The sequence below is a fragment of the Ferruginibacter sp. genome, assembly GCF_028288465.1.
In the GTDB taxonomy this organism is placed as follows: domain Bacteria; phylum Bacteroidota; class Bacteroidia; order Chitinophagales; family Chitinophagaceae; genus Ferruginibacter.
This window is the reverse complement of sequence record NZ_JAQBNR010000015.1, coordinates 235,275-258,248: the sequence shown is the minus strand read 5'-3', so window position 1 is coordinate 258,248 and position 22,974 is coordinate 235,275. Positions and strand designations below refer to the sequence as shown.

Sequence of the window (22,974 nt, the reverse complement as noted above, 5' to 3'; positions counted from 1 at the left end):
ACAATGACCCACAACGCACGGTACATCCTGATGGTAGATGATGATGAAGACGACCAGATGCTGTTCAGGGAAGCCCTGAAACAGGTGGACAATAGTGTAAGATGTGATACTGCCATAAATGGTGCTGACGCCTTGCAAAAATTACAGTCCATTCCATCGCCCGACATGATTTTCCTGGACCTTAATATGCCGATTATGAACGGCTTTGAATGTTTACAAGCGTTAAAAAAAGAACAGTTTTACCGGGATATCCCGGTGATTATTTTTACAACCGCCAATGATACAGCCACTATTGAAAAGAGCAGAAAATTGGGCGCTGCTGCCTTTTTTCATAAACCAATTGATTTTGATTTATTTCGTGCCAAACTCCGCCAGATCGTTGTCGGACTTCCACCTTCGCCCAAGCACCCTTTTTCAATGAGAGACTTTATTATTTAAGGGCTGACTGCCAACCAACGTTTGCACCTTTTCGTTTGTATGGTATTTGTTGTACCCATGCTTGTAACGATATACTGCTGAAGTCAACTTATCTACCCTACATTGAAATTACAGGGGAAATAAATCTACAAACCGCTTTTTGCAGTGTTATTTCCGCATAATTTTTCTCACACCTATACCGGCACAGCTATTATTCCATTTGGCTTAATGTTTGATTTTGCATGGTTTTAAAACTTAAAAACAAAATTTATGAAAAATGTAAAAAGTGCCTTATTTATTGCTGTAATAGCGATGGCCCAGGCATGTAACTCTGGTAGCAATACTGATAGTGTGAAAGCTGCAAATGAAGCCAATGATAACAAAGACAGTGCTTCCACAGCAGCTAAGATGGATACAGCAACATCTGCAACTAAAATGAACACTATGCCCGTAGATAAAGATGATGCTGACTTTGCAGTGAAAGCTGCCAATGGAGGTATGATGGAAGTGCAGTTGGGAAATTATGCGCAACAAAACGCTGTCAGCAAAAGAGTAAAAGATTTTGGCGCCATGATGGTTAAAGATCATACAAAAGCAAACGAAGAACTAAAAAGCATTGCCGCTTCAAAGAACATTACTCTGCCTTCCAGCATTGGTTCAGATGCCCAAAAAGATATGGATGATTTAATGAAAAAGAAAGGGAATGATTTTGATAAAGCATACATGAATATGATGCTGGACGATCACAAAAATGATGTAAAAGAATTTGAAAAGGCAGCGAAGGATTGTAAAGACCCTGAAATAAAAACGTTTGCAGGTAAAACTTTACCAGTGTTACTGGCCCACCTGGACAGCACAAAAGCAATTACCGGAAAACATTAATTAACTCATTGGTATTAATTTATAAAAAGGGAAAGCATGTGCTTTCCCTTTTTGTTTACATTTTACCCGTTTTGAAGAATTATTTCTACAAATAAATCAGTTAAAAAAAAGGCGGCTCGCCATGTAAGCACTTATGGGTAAGGTTTTCAATACAAAGCAGCCTGAAAAGTAAGTGTGATACCCACATTAGTACTTATGAGTGTGGACCAGCTACATTTGGCATGATTGTTAATTTAATTATCACATATACATCTCATTTTTTATCAACTTAAATTTATTATTATGTTACGTTGGACAGTCACATTCCTGGTTATTGCAATTATTGCTGCCATCTTTGGTTTTGGCGGTATTGCAGCAGGAGCAGCCGGTATTGCAAAAATTTTATTCTATATTTTTCTTGTGTTGTTCGTTTTATCTTTCTTCCTGGGTAAGAGAACAGTGGAGTAAAATTTATTGCAACAACTGTATAATGCAGACCATTATTCAACACTGAAATATGGTCTGCATTTTTTATCTGGTAATTAATTGGGGTATCACCTTTTACCTATCCCCTGCTTCCGGCAACTGCTGTCAAATCTTTTAACATCCTATAAATTAAATTTCATTTCAAGTCATTCAAAGTTATAACATGGCATGTTCTGAATTAATTAGTCTACTCCAATGTAAGCCTGCTATTGCCGGCAGTAAATTTCTACAAGCTGTTACCGCAACATTTTTAAACCCACTCTTTCAACTATTAAAAAATTGGTACCATGGCCAAACAACAATCGCAAAACGGAAAATATAAAAGCAAAAAAACAGAAGACCTTGCAGGCGTTACAAAGAACGATGCAAATGAATTTTTAACTACCAACCACGGTGTAAGAATTAATGATAATCAAAATTCTTTAAAAGATGGCGAACGCGGCGGCACACTGATAGAAGATTTTATTCTTAGGGAAAAAATTCATCATTTCGATCATGAGCGGATTCCTGAACGGATTGTGCATGCACGTGGTTCAGCCGCACATGGTTATTTTGAACTGAATGAGTCACTGGAAAAATTTACGAAGGCAAAGCTATTTACTGAAACCGGTAAAAAAACACCCGTATTTGTACGCTTTTCAACAGTAGCCGGTTCAAGAGGATCAACAGATCTGGCAAGAGATGTACGCGGTTTTGCAGTAAAGTTTTACACAGACGAAGGAAACTACGACATAGTGGGCAATAATATACCAGTGTTTTTTATACAGGATGCCATTAAGTTTCCCGATTTGGTACATGCTGTAAAGCCCGAGCCACATCACGAAATGCCACAGGCTGCTTCGGCACATGATACCTTCTGGGATTTCATCAGCCTGATGCCCGAAAGCATGCACATGATTATGTGGGTAATGAGCGACCGTGCCATACCAAGAAGCCTCAGAATGATGGAAGGCTTTGGCGTACACACTTTCAGGTTGATCAACGCAGCCGGCGAATCGCATTTTGTTAAGTTTCACTGGAAACCTTTATTGGGAGTTCACTCCGTTGCGTGGGATGAGGCACAAAAAATTTCCGGAAAAAATTCTGATTTCCACCGGCAGGATTTGTGGGAAGCTATTGAGTCGGGCAGTTTCCCCGAATGGGAACTTGGTGTGCAAATAATACCGGAAGCAGACGAACACAAATTTGAATTTGATCTGCTGGATGCAACCAAGTTAATACCTGAAGAAATTGTACCCGTACAACGCATTGGCAAACTAACGCTCAATAAAAACCCGGATAACTTTTTTGCAGAAACAGAGCAGGTAGCATTTAGCCCTGCGCATTTAATACCTGGTATCGATATTACCAACGACCCGCTTTTGCAAGGCAGGTTATTTTCTTATATCGACACGCAATTGTCCCGCCTGGGCACCCATAATTTCCAGGAGCTGCCTATTAACCGCCCCTTAAGCCCGGTGCATAATAACCAGCGGGACGGGCAAATGCGCCAAACAATTAACAAAGGCCGCGTAAGCTATGAGCCAAATAGTTTGGGCGGCGGATGTCCGTTCCAGGCAAAAGCTGCGGAAGGTGGTTTTACAAGCTACCCTGAAAGAATTGACAGTCAAAAAATTCGCAGCCGCAGTAAAAGTTTCCTGGACCATTTTAGCCAGGCGACCTTATTCTTTAACAGCCAGAGCGAGGCGGAAAAAAATCACATTATCGACGCGCTTAAATTTGAGCTGGGTAAGGTTGAAACAAAAGCTATCAGGGAAAGAGTATTGATGCTGCTGTCGTACATTGATAAAGCCCTCGCTACTCCAATAGCAACTTACCTTGGTCTTTCTATCCCTTCTGCCGGCAAAGATGCGCTGCTGAATGGCAGCTTTCCCGCGGATGCAAATCCTGAAGATTATCAGCCGGTAATGGTAAAAAGCTCTCTCGAAAAGTCGGATGCGCTGAGTATGGAGCATACCCCTAAAAATTCGGTTGCTACAAGGAAGATAGCCATCCTGGTGGCAGATGACGTGGATGAAAAAGCACTGCTGAACATGCAGCATGCGCTGGAAGCGGCCGGAGCCGTGGCAGAATTAATTGCACCTAAATTAGGCAGCATCCAGTCAGCCAATAACACTGAATTTCCCATCATGAAAAGTTTTTTAACCACTGCTTCGGTGTTATATGATGCAGTATACGTACCCGGCGGTACCAATAGCGTAGCAACGCTGGCTGCAGAGCCCGATGCCATCCATTTTTTAAACGAGGCCTTTAAGCACTGCAAAGCCATTGCCGCCGACAAGGATGCGCTGCAGGTATTGGAAGAAACTGCATTTTACGATAGTTTAAATGAAGAAGATCCTGAAGACAATGGAATGAATACGGGAATCGTTATAGGCGCAGACGGTGCCGCAGACAGCAATATTTTTATTAAGGCAATTGCCCAACACCGTTTTTGGGACAGGGAAAACCAGGTTAAGGTGCCTGCTTAACGAGTTTTTTAAAATGCCTCTTTTTTAAAAAAGTTTATCTCCGGATAAACTTTTTTATTTTTTTCACAAAATTCATTTGTCGATATACCACAATATTTTGTTTTTCGAGTACTTGTTTACCCGGCAATTTTTTCCAGTGTATTTAAATGTACTGTTCAATACTACTCAAAGAAACAGGCTTCTCGAGAATATTAAATTCCTTTAAATCATAATTGCACAATGCTTTATCCCGGTAGGCGCTTATCAGCGTAATAGAGATATTGGGATACTTTCGCTTTATTTCAACGGCAGCTAACCATCCCTTGCCATCTGGAAGGTTATTATCCAGCAGCAGTATATCAGGTTTACGGAGCCTCAGCTTATGATAGCCTTCGCTAAGGCTGTGTGCAATATCAACGTCACAATTTTTCTTTATTAAAAAATGCTTTATTATGGTGCACAAGTCTTTTTCGTCATCAATGATTAGTATTCTTTTCATACCTTATATGTTTCTAACATTGTGCCATTCATTTAATTCATGACTGCGGTTTCATTGCCTCGGGCTGTTGGTAAACTATGGCACAGTTATTACCCTGATATCGGCCTGTGTTTAATTAAAATAGTCAGGACTGTTAAGTGAACCTGTTGGAAAGTCCAATATTTTATTTTGAGAAGTGCCTGACAAATCAACGAAACCTTTTGTAGGAAATAAACAATTCGATTGCCCCGGTCATTCATCCATTAGCATGTTGCGTTTACTGAGTTTACTTTGTCAATACCAGGCGCCGGTAACGGCCTTTTTGTAAACAGATCATTTCAAACGTTTTTGTGTGGACCACAAATTATTTTTTTAAACACATTTGCACAGTCTGGTTTGTAGTTACAAAGGCACTATTTTTGCAAAAGCTGAAAACGGTATTGGTATAAGTTTGTCCACCGATCTGCATACAATCTCAATTACCCCAAATATGAACAGCAGCCAGCAGTTAGTAAAAGTTTTAGTGGTGGAAGATGATGAAGATGATTTTCTGTTAATCAGTACCTATTTTTCAAACATCCGTGTATGGACGTTTGAAATTAAATGGGTACAACGTTATGCCGATGCGTTGGATGAATTGTATGCGAACAATTACACCATTTGTTTTTGCGATTACAGCCTGGGAGCAAAAAACGGTATTGATCTTATAAAAGCTGTAAAAACAAAAAAGATCCTTACTCCCCTTATTTTACTAACCGGTAAAGGCAATTATAATATAGATATAGAGGCTACCAAGGCCGGCGCCTTTGATTACCTGATAAAGGCAGAACTGGATGCGGATAAACTCGAAAGGACTGTGCGATATAGCCTGGAGCGCCTGCATAGCCTGCAGATTATCCAGGAAAACGAACGCCGCTACCGTAACATTTTTGAAAAATCGAAAGATATTGTGTTCATTTCAAAACCTGATACAACCATTACCAACATTAACTATGCCGTTACAGATATCCTGGATTTCAGTATTGCTGATTGCCAGGGCAGACCACTGACTGCGTTTTTAAAAGATCCAGGCGGTATGGATTATTTTTTCAACGCGGTACATACACACGGTGAAATTGAAAATTATGAAGCTGACTTTATCACTGCGGGTGGTGAAATTAAAACCTGCCTGATATCTGCCTCTGTGGAAGTAGACAGTGAGGAAGATACTTACCTGCAGGGGATTATACATGATATTACCGATTTAAAAAAAGCGGAAAAATCAAGTCTGCACGCAGAGAAACTGGCTGCTTCGGGCCGCTTTATACTTACCCTGGCTCATGAAGTAAGAAACCCTTTAAATAATATCAAACTGGCGGTAGAAAATTTACTGGATACCATTGATAACGAGGAAACTCACTTTTTTCTTGACATCATTCAACGCAACGGCCAGCGTATTAACGATCTTATAACGGAGCTGTTGCAAAGCTCGAGGCCTGCCGATATCAGTTTAAACGATGTGTCGCTTCACAGCTTGCTTAGAAATGTAGTTGCTACTGTACAAGACAAACTCCTGCTCCGCAATATCACTTTACAATTTCACTTCGATCAGCAGGACGCCGTCCTGAAAGCTGATGCGGCAAAACTGGAAATGGCTATTCTGAATATACTTGTAAATGCGATTGAAGCAGTGGAGGATACGACGGGCTTAATAGAAATAAGCACAAGTGTGCAAAATAACAGGGCCATTTTAATGATCAGCGACAATGGCTATGGCATCAGTGCTGAAAATAAGGACAAATTATTTGAACCCTATTTTACTTCCAAAAGAAATGGCATCGGCCTGGGGTTGGCTACCACGTTCAATATCCTTCAAAGTCATAACGCGAAAATAGATGTAAAATCACAACTGAATGCGGGCACTTTATTCACGGTACACTTTGCTCTATAGCGACAGAAATTTGTCTAAGCCTTATTTGTAGAATTTTTTCTATAGCCCAATAAAGTAAATTCTACAACGTTTATCATGATTTATTGCTTTCTTCATTGCTTTCATCCTTAATAATTCCAGGTTCACCTAATCAATTCAGTAATTGAAGTTAAACCTTGTTTTACCAGTAAATATCCTATAGCCGAATGCCGCATAATTCAAGATTATTTTTCTTCTGTTTGCTTCAACTTTGCTTTTTTTGCAGCAATGCGCAAAATCAACATTTACAATTTGACCATATCAGTGCTTCGGAAGGACTTTCATTAAATAATGTAGAAGCTATTATACAGGACAATCGTGGCTTTATGTGGTTCGGCACACCGGATGGTTTAAATAAATACGACGGTTACCGCTTTACTGTTTTTAAAACTGATCCTGCTGACACAAGCAGTATCAGCAACAATTACATCAGAAGTATAGCCAAAAGTAAAAATGGTGACCTTTGGGTAGCCACTATGGGCGGGGGTGTTTGCCTTTATGACCACAATAAAGAACGTTTTATAAGATACAGGCACAACGCAAAAAACGGCAACAGTATAGCAGATGACAATGTAAATAGTATTTGGGAAGATGAAAATGAAAATGTGTGGATAGGTACCGTAAACGGTCTGGACTTACTGAACCGCAAACAGAACCATATTGAACATTTTAAAAAAATTAACGGTGACACCTCCAGTCTCACCGACAACTATATCAGATGCGTTTTTGAAGATACCCGGCATAACCTATGGGTAGCCACCCTCAATGGAGGCGTGAACCTGTTTAATAAAAACAATAGGACATTTACTCATTATCTGCACGACGAAAAAAACACCTTATCCATTGCCGGCAATAATATCATCACCCTGTTTGAAGACAGTGAAAAACGTTTGTGGATAGGCACCGACGGTGCTGGCATGGACTATTTCGACCGCCAGACAGGTATTTTTCATCATTACAAAAAAGATGAAAGCAACCCACACAGCCTGCAGGCAAATGCCGTGTACGCTTTTAGTGAAGACGATGAAAAAAACCTGTGGATAGGCACAGAAAATGGCGGACTATCCCTCTTAAATTTTGAACGCGGCTCAATGATTACATACAAAAATGACGCTGTAGATGGGGGGAGTATTAGCAACAATTCTATCAACGCCCTTTTCAGGGATGCAAAAAAAAATATGTGGCTGGGCAACTATTCAGGCGGAATTGATATGGTTAATAGTGACAAAGGCAGTTTTTTTCATTATAAACACAAGTTGGAAAAAAACAGCCTCAGCAATAACAATGTCCTTTCTATTTTTGAAGATAGCAAATTCAATATCTGGATTGGTACCGATGGTGGTGGGTTAAATTTATTTGATGCCCAAAGCGGTCATTTTAGTTATTTTAAACATGCCAGGGATAACAGCCAAAGCATTTGCGGCGATTATGTAATTTCTGTTACAGAAGACAGTAAAGAAAATATTTGGGTGGGGTGCTGGGCATCCGGAGTAACAGTATACAACCCTGTAAAAAAAACATACCGGCATTATATCCATAACCCCGGGGATACCACCAGCCTCAGCAGCAACAACGTATGGAAAATATTTGAAGACAGGGATAAAAATATCTGGATAGGTACTTATGGCGGCGGACTCAATTTGCTAAATGCGGATGGTAAAACCTTCACCCATTTTCCTTATAATCCAAACGACCCGAACGGCATTTCCAATGAAAATATTCAGAACATTTTCCAGGACCGCGATGGTAATATCTGGATATCAACGGACGGCGGCGGTTTGAACCTGTTCAATAAACAGACCCTCACTTTCAGGCATTTTTTGCACCATGATACAAAAAACAGTATCAGCAATAATAATGTGTATTCTATTTTTGAGGACCAGAATGGAACGCTCTGGATTTGCACCCGCAATGGTTTAAACCTCTATGATAAAAAAACAAATCGTTTTTCATTACTAACTGTAGCAGACGGTTTGCCCGCAAATTTAACCCTGGCTGTACTGGAAGATAATAAACGGAATTACTGGATTAGTACCAACAAAGGGATAAGCCGCTTTAATCCATTTAGCAGGGTATTTACAAACTATAAGGTATCAGATGGGTTGCAATCAGATGAATTTAAAGAACAGGCATTTTGTAGAAGCCACACCGGTATGATGTACTTTGGCGGGGTGAATGGCTTTAACGAGTTTAATCCCGATAGTATCACTACCATAGCTTATGATCCCCCACTGCTGATCACCAACTTTCAAATCTTTAATAAAAAAGTGCCCATTGCCACAAATGAAAGCCAGCAATCCCCTTTAAAAAAAAGTATTACTGAAACAGATTTTATAACACTGCCCTCATCCAGCTCCGTTTTTTCTTTTGAATTTGCCTCCCTGAATTACACTTCTTCAGACAAAAAAAAATACGCTTACATGCTGGAAGGTTTTGATAAGGAGTGGAACGAATCGGGTAAAGAGAGGCTGGCTACCTATACCCACCTTGACCCGGGCGAATACACCTTTAAAGTAAGAGGATTGAACAATGAAGGTAAATGGTCGCCTAAAATTGTTTCCCTTAAACTGCTTATAAAACCTCCTTTTTATTTAACCTGGTGGTTTAAACTACTGGCCCTCGTAGTGCTTAGCGGCAGCATTGTTGCGTTGTATTTAAACCGTGTAAGCTCCATAAAAAAGCAACAGGAAAAATTACAACAGCAGGTAGATGAAAAAACCATGCAACTGGTACTTGCCAACAACGACCTGACCATGAAGAATAAAGAGCTGGAGCAATTTGCCTACGTAGCTTCACACGATTTGCAGGAGCCACTGAGAACTACCACCGGCTTTGTAAATTTATTGCAGCAACAGTACAAGGGTAAAATAGATGAAAGAGCTGATAAATACCTGTCCTTTCTTTCTGAAGCATCAAACAGAATGCGGGTGCTGATAGCGGACCTGCTGGACTTTTCGAGGATAGGAGAAAAAAGAGAATTTGAAAGAATTAATTGCAATGAGATATTAAAGACTGTAAAGCAGGATATAATGGCTGCGGTGACTGAAACCAATGCAGTGATTGAGGCTGATACACTGCCCGTTATTAATGGTCACGCTTTCGAGATGCAAATACTGTTTCAAAACCTGATACTGAATGCCATCAAATTCAGGAAGAAAAATATGGTACCACATATAACCATCAGTGTAAGTAAAGCACAAAAGTACTGGCAGTTTGCATTTAGAGACAATGGCATTGGCATAGAAGCCCAGTACACCGAAAGGATATTTGATATTTTTCAACGCTTACATACCCGGGCCGAATACGAGGGTTCCGGTATCGGTTTATCACACTGCAAAAAAATTGTTGAACTGCACTATGGAAAAATTTGGGTAGAGAGTATACCCGGAGAAGGCAGCACTTTTTATTTCACTATCCCTGATGCCAGGCCTGCCGCATAGCCTTGGTAGTTGTTCTATTATTGCCTCCTTGCCCTTCATCTCATCACTGTCGTGAACTGGATGAAATGCGGGAGTATTTCAGCAGATAAATCTTCATTAATTACTAAGACGATATTCATTTGGCGTACAGCCGGAACGTTGTTTAAACAAACGGGCAAAATGTTGGGATATTTAAATCCAAGTTCGGAGGCAATTTGATTAACGGATTTATTATGGTCAAATATTCTTTCTTTAGCTACATCAATCACCTTGGTCTGTATATACTCCTGCGCTGTTTTGCCGGTTTCTTTTTTTATTAAATCGCCAAAATAGCCCGGGGATAAATTGAGTTCGCCGGCACAATAGGCGACAGATGGCAGGCCAATCGTTTGCGGCTTTTCTGACTGATAATATCCGTTTAGTAAGGTTTCAAATCTTTCTAGAATGCCCTGGTGCACGATATCGCGGGTAATAAACTGGCGCTCATAAAAACGGCTGCAATAGTTCAGGAACAGTTCAATATTCGACACGATTAATTTCTTACTATGGTTGTCAATGGCATGTTCCAGTTCGTATTCAATTTTGGAGAAGCCATCTAAAATAAGCCTTCGCTCCCGTTCGGATAAATGCAATGCTTCGTTTGACTGGTAACCAAAAAAAGTATAGTCCTGTATATGCCGACCAAGCGCTGTACCATGAATCAGGTCCGCATGAAAGATCAATGCATAGCCTTTCGGCTGGTAGGTTTCGCCGGTATTGTCAACGCTTACAATTTGCCCCGGTGCTATAAACACCAGCGTGCCTTCCTGGTAATCATATTTGGCCCTGCCATAACGCAGGTCGCCACATTTTACGTCTTTTAAAAACACGGTGTAAAAACCAAAAAACATATTGCTGGCTTGCCGCGGATCCGCCTTCGACAAATCCACAACGCTCACCAGCGGTGCCGCGTTTCATTGTTGTTGAATGCGTTGTAATCATTGATGGTTTCAAAACGGCGCAGGTCGTTCATGATGCAAAGTTTTATGTTGATAAAATTAACGCATTATCCATCCTCCCATTACAGCGCATCCCCCAAATCAGCAATATTGGTAGAACAAACCGCAATTGGTATACCATGCCGCCCGCAAAATGCAGTGACCTTTACGTAATACAACATCATTTATAAAACTGCCAACGAAATAAAAATTAACGATGAAAAAATTGTCATTCCCTTTAGTGCTGCTCCTTTTCACCTGCTTTGCATGGCCCAGCAAACAGCAACCAATACCCCGGCCAATGGGCCTATCATTCATACCAGTAATGGCGACTTGCGTGGCGTGACGGCAGGTGAAGTGTCCAGTTTTAAAGGCATCCCTTATGCAGCGGCACCGGTGGGTGAATTTCGCTGGCGCCCGCCACAACCAGTTGTTGCATGGAAGGGCGTACGTGATGCCACGCAATATGGCGCAAGTGCCGCCCAGGTGGGCTTTCCACGGGGCGCTGACTCTATCTCGAAGACGTCCAAACCCGATCCCAAAAAGGCGAGACTGGACGTAATTGAAAAAGCGGTGACTTCCGGAAACTTACATTAAAACATCCAATTTTTTTATTGAAAGAAAACGGAAAGAACAGAATAGTAATTGTACGCACAAAAGTTTATTGAGCAGATGATAAACGGAATCCGGAAGAGTATTAAATTGTAAGAAAAAATTTGGTATGAAAAAGACAATTGTTCAAGTCGTTCTCGGCGTAATTTTTATTACAACCAGCTGCTTTGCTCAAACAAATCCTGTAATCGATGCATTTCCGCAGGGCACAATTTTAAAGGGAAATATTCCTTACAACGGCGACACGCTGCAAAAACATTTATTGGATATTTACTTACCGGCAAATGCAAAAGGTAAACTGCCGCTGGTGATTTTTATTCATGGTGGCGGCTGGTTAAGCAACGATAAATATGCCGACATGGGTTACATGAAAAAAACTGTGGCGGAAATTGTGGGCGCTGGTTTTGCCCTGGCTTCTATCGATTACCGCTTCAGTACGCAGGCAGTTTTCCCGGCGCAAATACAAGACTGCAATCGGGCGGTTTCATTTCTATTTGAGAATGCAGATAAATACGGCTTTGATAAAAACCGTTTTGCCGTGATGGGCTTTTCAGCCGGCGGCCACCTGGCTTCATTGGTGGGGTTATCAGCCAATAACAATGTTCATGGATTTACGATAGCCGGCGCAGCCAAGCCCTTTTCTTTCAAAGGCGTGGTAGATTTTTATGGTCCTGCTGAATTGATACTTTTTCCCGGTGCGGATGATGCAAAATCACCGGAAGGACTTTTGATTGGTGCAGCGCCGCTTGCCCGTCCTGATTTAGCGAGGACCGCCAGCCCGGTGACTTATGTAGATAAAAATGATCCACCATTCTTAATCATTCATGGAGAAAAAGATCAACTCGTATCTCCAAAACAATCAAAACTATTGAGCGCCTGGTTAAGCCTCTCCGGTGTGCCAAACGAAGTGATCATCGTAAAAGATGCACCGCATTTTGGAGTAATGTTCGATGCCGATGACATCAGAAATAAAGTAATGGCTTTCCTGAAAGAAAAGTTGAGGTAAAGCAGCAGCTTATTGCATTGCCCACCAGCAATATTGGTAGATAAATCCGTAATTGGTATACCATTGCAGCAGCTAAATAATAAGAACTTTGTGCAACAAATAAACATACATCGTGCAAACAGTAAAATTAAATAACGGAGTAGCAATGCCCATTTTGGGGTTTGGTGTTTTCCAGGTAACAGACCTGGGAGAATGTGAAAGAAGTATTATGGACGCCATCGAAACAGGCTATCGCCTGATTGATACTGCCCAGTCTTATGGTAACGAAGAGGCAGTGGGAAAAGCAATCAAAAGCAGTGGCGTAAAAAGAGATGAATTATTCATTACTACAAAACTCTGGATTCAATCCAGCGGGTATGAAGGAACAAAAAAAGCTTTTGAAAATTCTTTAAAAAAACTGCAGTTAGATTACTGGATTTATACCTTATTCATCAACCGTATGGTGACGTGTATGGCGAATGGAGAGCTATGGAGGAACTGTACAAAGAAGGAAAAGTAAGAGCCATCGGTGTTAGCAATTTTCAACCAGACAGGTTAATGGACTTAATCGTTCACAACGAAATTGTACCTGCTGTGAACCAGGTTGAAACGCATCCTTTTCATCAGCAAAACGAAACACAAAAGTTTTTACAAGAAAACAATGTACAGATAGAATCCTGGGGGCCATTTGCGGAAGGTAAAAACAATTTGTTCCACAACGAATTGCTGGCTTCCATCGGTAAAAAATACAACAAGACGATTGCACAGATAGTACTGCGCTGGCTTACGCAAAGGGCAGTCGTTGCGATTCCTAAATCGGTGCGTAAGGAACGAATGGCAGAGAACATCAATATATTCGATTTTGAATTAAGTGCAGAGGATATGGAAGCGATTAAAACACTGGATACAAAAGCAAGCGCCTTCTTTGACCACCGTGACCCGGCAATGGTAAAATGTTTAGGCGAACGAAAGTTGAATAATTAATCAATCACTAAAACAAAAAAATGAAAGTAAAAATCCTTAGTCTGTTGGTAGGCATTATCTGCGATCTGTCATCTTATGCATAGCAGCCGCTCACAGAATCAATAAAAACGGCAACCAACAATACACCTGAGCAACAAGAAGTCATCAACCTTTCCAAACAAAAATGACAGTGGATGTCAGACAAAAATATAGACTCTTTGAATTTGCTTTTTGATGACAAATCCATGTTTATACACATGGGTGGAAGCTGGGGCAAAACGCAGGAACTGGCTACCATCAAAAGTGGCGGTATCTGGTATAAAAAAGCCGAAGTATATTCTGTGGTAGTAAACATCTTTGGCAACACCGCCACCCTGCTGAACGACCTTGACCTGCTGGCTGTGGTGGGAGGAAATGAAGTGGTGCACTGATTTATGGTGACTGAAGTGTACATAAAAGAAAAGAGCAAATGGAAAATGGGCTCGCTCACTTTTTTTAAAATTGCTCAGACCGGTTAAAATGAATAAATAATAAGCTGTGTTGCCCTAGAAATTATTGATTAAATTTAGACCAATGAATAAACAAATGACGATCTCTTTAATGGTATCTGCAATTGTTTTTACCGCAGGTGTAATGCCCAATCAGAATCTGAGCGAAAGTATTAAGCGAGGAAAGGAAGTATATGCATTGCAGTGCCAGAATTGTCACATGGAAGATGGAACAGGGATAGCTGAAGTCAATCCTCCCCTGGCCAAAACAGCTTACATGAAAAAGCCAAACAAAACACTGATCAATATTATACTGAAAGGGCAAGCCGAAGAAATAACAGTGAATGGCAAAAAATACAATATTGCCATGCCCGCCCAGGATTATTTGACAGATGAGCAAATTGCTGACGTGCTGAATTATTGTAAAAACAGCTGGGGCAATAAAATACCAGCTGCTGTAACACCTGCAATGGTAAAGGCGCTCAGACAATAAACAAAACGACTTACTTTAGCTTAACGAATAAATTTTACACAATGGCTGTTTATAACTTAAAAATTAACGGGCAAACCAAACAGGTTGATGTAGACCCTGCAACACCCATACTTTGGGTGTTGAGAGAACACCTGGATATGCCGGGTACAAAATATGGTTGTGGCGTTGCCATGTGCGGCGCTTGCACTGTACACCTCAATGGAGTGGCAGTCCGCTCCTGCCAGTTACCGGTAGTTGCAGTTGGTAATAAAGAAATTACCACTATTGAAGGCCTTTCTGAAAACGGCGATCATCCGGTACAAAAGGCATGGCTGGAGCACGATGTGGCGCAATGCGGTTACTGCCAGACCGGTCAGATTATGACAGCGGCTGCGTTGTTAAAAGCAAATCCGCATCCAACGGAGGCGCAGATTGATACCGCGATGAGCGGTAATGTTTGCAGGTGTGGTACTTATGTGCGCATCAGAGAAGCCATACAGTCTGCGGCAAAGCAGCAATAAAATTATTGTGTAAAATACGCTAACTACAATTCAAAGCATTTCAACATGGAAAACAATACAACAAACCATAGCAGGCGTTCATTTCTAAAATCGTCTTTACTTGCAGGCGGTGGACTGATGATCAGTTTTAGCGGGCTGGCAAAGTTCAACTTTGATGGTAAAACAACTGTGGTGAATGGGTCAGAAGAATGGAGTGAAGTGACCGGCTACATAAAAATTACACCGGATAACCTCATAAAAATTTTGAATCCCAACCCTGAGTTTGGTCAGAATGTAATGACCTCACTGCCGATGATTATTGCGGAAGAGCTGGATGTAGACTGGCAAAAAATAATGGTAGAAATGGGGCCGCATGACAACATGAAATTAGGACCGCAATTTACCGGCGGCAGCAATTCAGTACGAATGTATTGGAAGCCGCTACGTGAAGCAGGAGCAGCAGCACGGAATATGCTGATGCAGGCAGCTGCACAAACCTGGGCTGTGCCGGTAGAAGAAATTACAACCAAGGCGGGAACGTTGTATCATGAGAAGAGCGGCAAGTCGGGAACGTATGGCGCCTTCGCGTCAAAGGCTTCCGCTATCGCTATACCAAAAGGAGTTAAGCTGAAAGACATAAGGAGTTTTAATACCGTGCGCAACTCAAAGAAAAATGTTGAAGGGCAGAAAATTGTAACCGGCAAACCGCTGTTTGGAATGGATCATACACAGGAGGGAATGCTGATAGCCATGATTGAGCATCCGCATGCATTCGGGATGAAACTAAAATCTTTTGACGCAACGGAAACTTTGAAAATGCCGGGCATCAAAGATGTGTTTAGCATGAAGCTGTACGAAGATGGTTTTGAACAGGCCGGTTTTGATACCCGTACATTTAATGATTTGCTGGTAGTAGTGGGCAACACCACCTGGGAAGTGATGAATGCACGTAAAAAACTAAAAGTAATTTGGGAGCCAATCGCCGAACGCAAAGAAACCATCGCAGGCTTTCGTGGCAAAAATGAAGTTACCATACCAGCAGGGCTTGAAAGTACCACCACCCAGCTGGCTAAAATGACGGCACTTGCAAAGCAACCAGCAAAACAATTGCGAAGAGATGGCGACCCGGAAACTGCCTTTAAAAATGCAGCTCATATTTTAGAACGCACCTATACTGCTCCCTTCCTGGCGCATAACTGTATGGAGCCAATGAATTTTTTCGCCCATGTTACAGAGGAGAAAGCCTTGTTGGTAGGACCACACCAGGCACCCGGCTGGATAGAACCAACGGTATCAAAAATTTTAAATCTGCCCCCCGACAAGATCGAAATACAAATGACCCGCATGGGTGGAGGCTTTGGCCTGAGGGCATATGGACATTATGTGATAGAAGCAGCGCTGATTTCTAAAAAAGTAAAAGCGCCCATCAAACTGGTGTACAGCCGCGAAGATGATATGACGTATGGTATTTATCGCCCGATGTACATGGCTACCTACCGTGCTGCGCTGGATGCCAATAAAAATTTAATCGCCTTTCATGTAAAGGGCGGTGGTATTCCTGAACATGCGGTTCATCCAAACAGGTTTCCTGCCGGTACGGTCGACAACTACCTGGCAGAGGGCTGGGAAATACCCTCCAACATTACCATTGGCGCATTCAGGGCACCTGGCTCCAATTTCAATGCGGCGTCCGAACAATCTTTCCTGGATGAGTTGGCTGAATTCGCAGGCAAAGACCCAATAGATTTCAGGCTGGCATTATTAAAGCGGGGCAAAGAAAACCCGGTGGGTAAAAACAATGAATACGACGCTGACCGGTATGCAGGTGTATTAAACCTGGTAAAAGAAAAATCGGGATGGAATGCTCCAGAGAATAAAAAATACAGCCGCGGCGTAGCTGCTTATTTCTGCCATAACTCTTATGCAGCACATGTGGTAGACATGGTGAAGAAAGATGGACAACCCTATGTGGAACGGGTTTTCAGTGCACTGGATTGTGGTGTGGTAATTAACCCCGATGCAGCCATCAACATGGTACAGGGCGCTGTAGTGGATGGAATAGGCAATGCGTTGTACGGTGGTCTGACACATAAAGACGGCGCTGCAGAGCAGAATAATTTCAACCGTTACCGGATGATCCGGATGAAAGAGGCGCCAAAAACAATCGAAGTTCATTTTGTAGAAAATAACATTGATCCAACGGGATTAGGAGAGCCGCCTTTTCCACCGGTATTTGGTGCAGTGGCAAATGCGCTGCATAAAAACATGGGCAAACGGTTTTATAATCAGCCTTTTTCAAAGGATTTTGCCACTAAATAAACTGGTTGAAAATACAATATCTCCCAGGCTGTTTAGCATACCATACTGAATTTATATTCCACCGCTGCAGAGCACTGTTATGCGACTTTTTGTTACTGTATTTTTCCGCATAATATCTACCAGACAGCAACCACCCTTGTAATAGTTTTAAATCCTTTCGTGGCTTCGAATGTTGATTAAATCAACACACGTATTGGGGGTCGTACAATTATTTAACGTATCTGTAAACGATTTTTTTGCATACTCCGGGAAAACATTGCCCTGATTTCTTTTGCTGGCTGAAGATTACAGAAGTTATTTAGTCTGATAAAAGGTTTATATTTATCCAACGATTATAACGTCTTTTAAACAACCACAACACGTGCTTACCGGCTTTATTCAAACAATTTTCTACACTTAAAAATAACGATTCATGCAACGACGAAAATTTATCCAATCAGGTACGATGGCGGCAGCAGGTTTGCTGCTTGCACGTTCCGCCGCGGCAGGCATACTGACCGGTAAAAAAGCATTTCCATCACCCGGGCTTCAATTGTATACCCTCGGTGATATGATGACAAAAGATGCCAAAGGCACTTTGCTACAGCTGGCTGCTATCGGGTATAAAGAACTGGAAAGCGCCGGTTCGCAAAAAGGGAATTTTTATGGCTACAAACCAAAAGAACTGGCGGCCATGATAAAAGATGCCGGCATGACCTGGCGTTCAGCCCACGTAGGCGGTGCGGCTTTTACCATGGAATCGCTCATGAAAATGGCCAAGACAGCAGCAGATTCTGCCAGGATGGAAAAAATATGGGACCGGATGAAGAATATGCCCAAGTCACTTAACCTGAAAGAAAATCACCAGGAATTGGCGGATGCCGCAGCAGAAGGCGGCATTGGTTACCTGGTGTGTTCCAGCATTCCAGTAAGTACTTTGGATGAAATAAAAACTGCGGTGGATGTTTTCAACAAGGCGGGAGAAGCCTGTAAAAAAGCAGGTGTACAATTCGCCTACCACAACCACACCAGCGAGTTTGATGATGTAGAAGGCCATCGCCCGTTTGATTATATTCTTGCCAACACCGATAAGAATTTAGTCAAGATGGAACTGGACCTTGCCTGGGCTACCAAGGCAAAGCAGGACCCTGTAGCGTTGTTTAAAATGCACCCCGGCCGTTTCCCGCTGTGGCATGTAAAAGACCTGGATAAAGCCACGATGAACCCTGCAGAAGTAGGTTCCGGCGTTGTTGACTTCAAGCACATTTTTGACAATGCAAAAGAATCCGGCATGAAGTATTATTTTGTTGAGCAGGATGGCGCACCGCAACCGATTCAAAATGTCACCAATAGTTTAAACTATCTGAAGAAAACATTGTATTGATAGCTATAAATTATAATCAGCAACATTTTAATTTCATCATTACAAACTGCATATTAAAAACTACAAAATGAAAAAGCTACATGCAACGTTAACTGCAATACTATTATTGGTTTTATCTTTTGGAGCAAGTGCCCAAACCAAAACTGGCGCTGACTACTTTGAGGGTAAATGGAACGTACTCGTAAAATCACTGCCACAGGGTGATACCAAAATGTTTTTTACACTCGACAAAAAAGATGCTTCGCTGACTGGTGCGGTGCAGGATAGTACCGGAAAGGAAATCGCTAAACTTGATAAGGTTGAGTTAGCAGACACAACTGTCACCGTTTATTTTTCCGCCCAGGGTTATGATGTAAACCTGGTGATGAACAAGAAAGATGATGACCATGTAACGGGCAGCCTGATGGGCATGTTTGATGCGGAAGGCGACCGGGTGAAAGGAGCTAAATAACAACAGATTTTTTTGATAAACAGCAGCCCTTTGTAATCAGTAACAAGATGCAGAGGGCTGCTTTTTTAGTGCTACAGTATGATGTTATGGCCTTCGGCTGTGTAACTTCGCTTTCTCATTTAAACGAATCAACATGAAAAAAAGAATATTGGGTAGCACCGGCCTGGAAGTTTCCGCCATCGGCCTCGGTTGTATGGGCATGAGCTTTGGCTATGGACCTGCGGCTGATACAACGGACATGATTGCACTGATCCGTTCCGCCGTTGAACAGGGCGTTACCTTCTTCGATACGGCTGAAGTATATGGCCCTTTTACAAATGAAGCACTGGTTGGTGAAGCGCTGATGCCGTTTAAGCGTGAGGTTATTATCGCCACCAAATTCGGGTTCAATATTGTAGATGGAAAAATGGCTGGTGTAAACAGTCGCCCGGAAAATATCCGTAAGGTGACGGAAGCATCACTGAAAAGATTGCGGGTAGATGCGATTGATTTGTTGTACCAGCATCGTGTGGATCCCAATGTACCGATTGAAGATGTGGCAGGTACGGTGAAAGATTTGATTAAAGAAGGCAAGGTAAAACACTTCGGTTTGTCAGAAGCAGGTGCCAGCACAATCCGCCGTGCGCACGCCGTGCAGCCTGTTACAGCATTACAAAGCGAATACTCACTATGGACAAGACAGCATGAAAAAGAGATCATTCCCACGATACAAGAATTGGGTATAGGTTTAGTAGCATTCAGTCCGCTGGGCAAAGGTTTTTTAGCGGGTAAAATAGATGAGACTACCCAATTTGCTGAAGGCGATATTCGTAATCTGCTGCCACGTTATACAGAAGAAGCACGTGTTGCCAATAAAGTGTTACTGGATTTACTCGGTCAGTTTGCAGCCAAAAGAAATGCGACTACCGCCCAGATTGCATTGGCCTGGGTACTGGCGCAAAAGCCATGGATTGTACCCATTCCGGGAACAACAAAGCCACATCGCCTAACTGAAAATAATGGCGCAGCTTCCATTAAATTAACAAAGGAAGAATTGCTGGAAATTGAAACCGCTTCTGTACAAATACAAATAACAGGCACCCGTTACACCGAAGCCATGGAAAAATCCACCGGCTTATAAAATAATTTTTATGAGTGAAAATGACAACGCTATTTTCCCGAGAGGTGAAAAAACACCTGCTCAATATTTTACCGGCACAGCCTGGCTGAACACCTTGGTTCCGAAAGATGAAACAGGCAGTTATGCAATTGGAAATGTAGAATTTGCACCTGGTTGCAGAAACAACTGGCACACTCATCCAGCCGGGCAAATTCTGCTGGTGACCAACGGCAAAGGATTCTACCAGGAAAAAGGAAATCCGGCGAGGCCGCTCGCAACGGGCGATGTAGTGGTAATTCCATCCGGCGTTGAACACTGGCATGGTGCGACAAGGGACAGCTATTTTATCCATATTGCCATCACCAATATTAAAGCAGGCGTTGCAGTGAATTGGTTAACGCCGGTGACCGATGAGGAATATAACAGTGTCCACTAAATCCATGACACTTACTCAACCGTTGCGCGGGTTACTGTATGGAATAGATGATTGGATCCCAAAATAAAAATTGGCAATCTTAATTGCCGGTAATACCGCCTCTACGGAAAATAAAATGCAATCTGAACGCTTATTTTATATCGTCAGCAAGTTTAATTACTTCCACGCAAAACCGGTTATAGCAGTTAAGCTATTTCGCTTTATTTTAAATCAGCCATCCTCCATATGGATAAATACGGTCCTGCTTCTTTTTAAAATAAGCAGGACAAATACTAAAAGATGCTATTGATTTTTATCATCTTTGTACCTGTCCACTATCATACCTTAAACTGTTACCTGGCCCTACTTTAGGTAAAGTATTTATTCAAAATGAAATCAATCCACAAGGGCAAAGCTCCTTCCCCGGGCAATCATCCTGCTGACATGGTACAAATGCTGTCGGCCTACCAGGCCGCTGTAAATGAAGCTGCCATTGTCTCCATCACTGATATAAATGGAGACATTACATACGTCAATGAGATGTTTATCAGGGTATCAAAATATACCGCTGAAGAGCTGATGGGACAAAATCACCGGCTGATCAACAGTGGTTACCACAAAAAAGAATTCTTCCGGAACATGTGGCAAATGATCGCCGCCGGCAAGGCCTGGCGTGGTGAAATAAAGAATAAAGCTAAAGACGGAACTTACTACTGGGTTGACACTGTCATTACACCTATCGTTGACCAAAACGGAACCGTTTTTCAATACCTCTCTATCCGCAATTTGATTACGGCGCAAAAAGAAAATGAAGCAAGACTGCTGCAGGTTCAACACGAAATATTAAAGCGGACAAAACAATTGAAAGACGCACAACGGGTTGCTAAAACAGGCAGTTGGTACCTGGATGTATCCGGAGATAACCAGTTGGAATGGTCGGACGAAACTTATCATATTTTTGAATTAGCTCCCGGAACGAAAATGACTTATAATAAATTCCTGGAAGCGGTTCATCCAGACGATAGGAATTTGGTAGACAAAAAATGGGAACAGGCTTTGAAAACCGGGAGATATCATATTGAACATCGGATTATAACAAAAAGCGGTGAAAAATGGGTGAACGAAGAAGCCCGGATTGAATTTGATAAAAAAGCAAATCTTAAAAGAGCCGTTGGTACTGTGCAGGACATTACCGAAAAAAAGAAAATAGACCATTCGCTCCGGGAATCAGAGCATCTTTATAAAACACTTTTCAATACCAGCCCTTTTGCAGTTGGCATAGTAGATAAAAAAACGATGCGGTTTTTAGAGGTCAATAAAACTGCTATTAAACTGTATGGATATTCAAGGGCTGAATTCCTGAAATTATCCCTTTTTGACATCCGTGTGGAAGACGAACATGCAAAACTAAAAAATCAATTGATTAACAATTATGCAGGTGACCGGTCGATACGGAGCCATAAAAGGAAGAATGGTGACATCATTCAGGTAGAACCCACTATCACTCCCATGACTTACAGGGGCCACAATGTGTATTTGATTACCATCACCGATATAACAGATAAACTGAAAATTGAAGAAGAATTAAACCTGTCAAAATTAAACCGGCAAAAGGAAATTATTGAGGCGGAAGAACGCAGCCGTTCCCAAATTGGAATGGAATTACATGACAATGTGAACCAGTTGCTGGCAGCGTCAAGGCTTTACATACGGCAGGTAAAACCGAGCTCTGCCAAAAACGAAGGATTTATTAAAACGGCATTGGATATTCTAAGTGTGGCGCATGAGGAAATAAGGAAATTATCTGCTTCGCTTGTTGCGCCTACACTCAGTAATAACAATTTAAAAGAATCCATTGAAGTACTTTCAAAAAGCTATCCGTCAGGGAATGCCAAGGTTCAATTAAATTTGAGACTGAACGAAGCCTCCATTCCCGAAAGTTTGAAAACCAATATTTATCGCATTGTACAGGAGCAATTCAGTAATATCATAAAACATGCGGCAGCTACAAAAATCAGCATCACACTTCACCAATATCACAATTCAATAGCCGTAGAAATAGCGGATAACGGAAAAGGATTTGATTTACAAACGGCCAAAAGAGGCATTGGGCTTAACAATATTACGCACCGTGCCGAAGCATATGGGGGCAGGGTATGCATTGATACCGGCATTGGACAGGGCTGTAAAATAAATATCCGGTTTGATAGTTTGCCGGTGGGGGGAAATATATAAGTTGCCTTTTCTTCCGTTTCTGGTTTCCCCTTCTTG

At 41.8% G+C, this 22,974-nt stretch carries 19 protein-coding genes and 2 pseudogenes; 18 read left to right on the top strand and 3 right to left on the bottom strand.

The window, feature by feature from the left end; all coding sequences use genetic code 11:
- The first annotated feature begins 3 nt into the window (after positions 1-3).
- The 4 genes from JWR61_RS06160 to JWR61_RS06145 all read left to right on the top strand — a co-directional run bounded on the left by JWR61_RS06160 (position 4) and on the right by JWR61_RS06145 (position 4,235).
- Entirely contained in the window at positions 4-438 is a 435-nt protein-coding gene (locus JWR61_RS06160; RefSeq protein ID WP_301926959.1) for a response regulator, read from the top strand.
- Positions 439-687: 249 nt separating this feature from the next.
- Positions 688-1,299: a DUF4142 domain-containing protein gene (locus JWR61_RS06155; protein ID WP_301926958.1), complete on the top strand. Its 612-nt coding sequence runs from the start codon at positions 688-690 to the stop codon at positions 1,297-1,299.
- A gap of 282 nt (positions 1,300-1,581) precedes the next feature.
- Positions 1,582-1,746 carry a DUF1328 family protein gene (locus tag JWR61_RS06150; RefSeq protein WP_290336657.1) on the top strand — a complete coding sequence of 55 codons (165 nt, stop codon included), beginning with the start codon at positions 1,582-1,584 and terminating at the stop codon, positions 1,744-1,746.
- Positions 1,747-2,051: 305 nt separating this feature from the next.
- Positions 2,052-4,235 carry a catalase gene (locus JWR61_RS06145; RefSeq protein ID WP_301926957.1) on the top strand — a complete coding sequence of 728 codons (2,184 nt, stop codon included), beginning with the start codon at positions 2,052-2,054 and terminating at the stop codon, positions 4,233-4,235.
- A 142-nt stretch (positions 4,236-4,377) separates the two neighbouring features.
- Here the strand turns inward: JWR61_RS06145 and JWR61_RS06140 are convergent, their stop codons facing one another.
- The gene (locus JWR61_RS06140) at positions 4,378-4,713 is read right to left on the bottom strand and encodes a response regulator (protein WP_301926956.1); all 336 of its coding nucleotides are present in this window, start codon (positions 4,711-4,713) and stop codon (positions 4,378-4,380) included.
- A 469-nt stretch (positions 4,714-5,182) separates the two neighbouring features.
- On the opposite strand from JWR61_RS06140, the gene JWR61_RS06135 reads away from it, so the two are divergent.
- A complete protein-coding gene (locus JWR61_RS06135; RefSeq protein ID WP_301926955.1) occupies positions 5,183-6,622 on the top strand; it encodes a hybrid sensor histidine kinase/response regulator in 1,440 nt (479 codons plus the stop codon).
- A 185-nt stretch (positions 6,623-6,807) separates the two neighbouring features.
- Complete coding sequence (locus JWR61_RS06130; RefSeq protein WP_301926954.1) at positions 6,808-10,080, top strand: two-component regulator propeller domain-containing protein; 3,273 nt, start codon at positions 6,808-6,810, stop codon at positions 10,078-10,080.
- 96 nt (positions 10,081-10,176) lie between these two features.
- On the opposite strand, the gene JWR61_RS06125 is transcribed toward JWR61_RS06130, so the two are convergent.
- Positions 10,177-10,230 carry a hypothetical protein gene (locus JWR61_RS06125; RefSeq protein WP_301927101.1) on the bottom strand — a complete coding sequence of 18 codons (54 nt, stop codon included), beginning with the start codon at positions 10,228-10,230 and terminating at the stop codon, positions 10,177-10,179.
- A gap of 77 nt (positions 10,231-10,307) precedes the next feature.
- Positions 10,308-10,949: pseudogene (locus JWR61_RS28230) on the bottom strand (helix-turn-helix domain-containing protein); the annotation flags it as partial.
- A 354-nt stretch (positions 10,950-11,303) separates the two neighbouring features.
- On the opposite strand from JWR61_RS28230, the gene JWR61_RS06120 reads away from it, so the two are divergent.
- From JWR61_RS06120 to JWR61_RS06060, 12 genes and pseudogenes are all read left to right on the top strand, one after another.
- Positions 11,304-11,633, top strand: coding sequence for a carboxylesterase family protein (locus tag JWR61_RS06120; protein ID WP_301926953.1), 330 nt, complete (start codon positions 11,304-11,306; stop codon positions 11,631-11,633).
- Between the two features lie 124 nt (positions 11,634-11,757).
- A complete protein-coding gene (locus JWR61_RS06115) occupies positions 11,758-12,654 on the top strand; it encodes an alpha/beta hydrolase (protein WP_301926952.1) in 897 nt (298 codons plus the stop codon).
- Positions 12,655-12,799: 145 nt separating this feature from the next.
- Positions 12,800-13,617: pseudogene (locus JWR61_RS28225) on the top strand (aldo/keto reductase).
- A 173-nt stretch (positions 13,618-13,790) separates the two neighbouring features.
- Positions 13,791-14,027 (top strand): nuclear transport factor 2 family protein, encoded by a 237-nt coding sequence (locus tag JWR61_RS06100; protein ID WP_301926949.1) that lies wholly within the window; start codon positions 13,791-13,793, stop codon positions 14,025-14,027.
- 142 nt (positions 14,028-14,169) lie between these two features.
- Positions 14,170-14,577, top strand: a complete 408-nt coding sequence (locus JWR61_RS06095; RefSeq protein WP_301926948.1) for a cytochrome c — start codon at positions 14,170-14,172, stop codon at positions 14,575-14,577.
- A gap of 41 nt (positions 14,578-14,618) precedes the next feature.
- Positions 14,619-15,077, top strand: a complete 459-nt coding sequence (locus JWR61_RS06090; RefSeq protein ID WP_301926947.1) for a (2Fe-2S)-binding protein — start codon at positions 14,619-14,621, stop codon at positions 15,075-15,077.
- A 45-nt stretch (positions 15,078-15,122) separates the two neighbouring features.
- Positions 15,123-17,375 carry a xanthine dehydrogenase family protein molybdopterin-binding subunit gene (locus JWR61_RS06085; RefSeq protein ID WP_301926946.1) on the top strand — a complete coding sequence of 751 codons (2,253 nt, stop codon included), beginning with the start codon at positions 15,123-15,125 and terminating at the stop codon, positions 17,373-17,375.
- Between the two features lie 412 nt (positions 17,376-17,787).
- Positions 17,788-18,738, top strand: coding sequence for a sugar phosphate isomerase/epimerase (locus JWR61_RS06080; RefSeq protein ID WP_301926945.1), 951 nt, complete (start codon positions 17,788-17,790; stop codon positions 18,736-18,738).
- Positions 18,739-18,805: 67 nt separating this feature from the next.
- The gene (locus JWR61_RS06075) at positions 18,806-19,189 is read left to right on the top strand and encodes a hypothetical protein (RefSeq protein WP_301926944.1); all 384 of its coding nucleotides are present in this window, start codon (positions 18,806-18,808) and stop codon (positions 19,187-19,189) included.
- Between the two features lie 133 nt (positions 19,190-19,322).
- A complete protein-coding gene (locus tag JWR61_RS06070) occupies positions 19,323-20,309 on the top strand; it encodes an aldo/keto reductase (protein WP_301926943.1) in 987 nt (328 codons plus the stop codon).
- A 10-nt stretch (positions 20,310-20,319) separates the two neighbouring features.
- Positions 20,320-20,724: a cupin domain-containing protein gene (locus tag JWR61_RS06065; protein WP_301926942.1), complete on the top strand. Its 405-nt coding sequence runs from the start codon at positions 20,320-20,322 to the stop codon at positions 20,722-20,724.
- A gap of 369 nt (positions 20,725-21,093) precedes the next feature.
- Entirely contained in the window at positions 21,094-22,938 is a 1,845-nt protein-coding gene (locus tag JWR61_RS06060) for a PAS domain S-box protein (protein WP_301926941.1), read from the top strand.
- Positions 22,939-22,974: the final 36 nt, after the last annotated feature.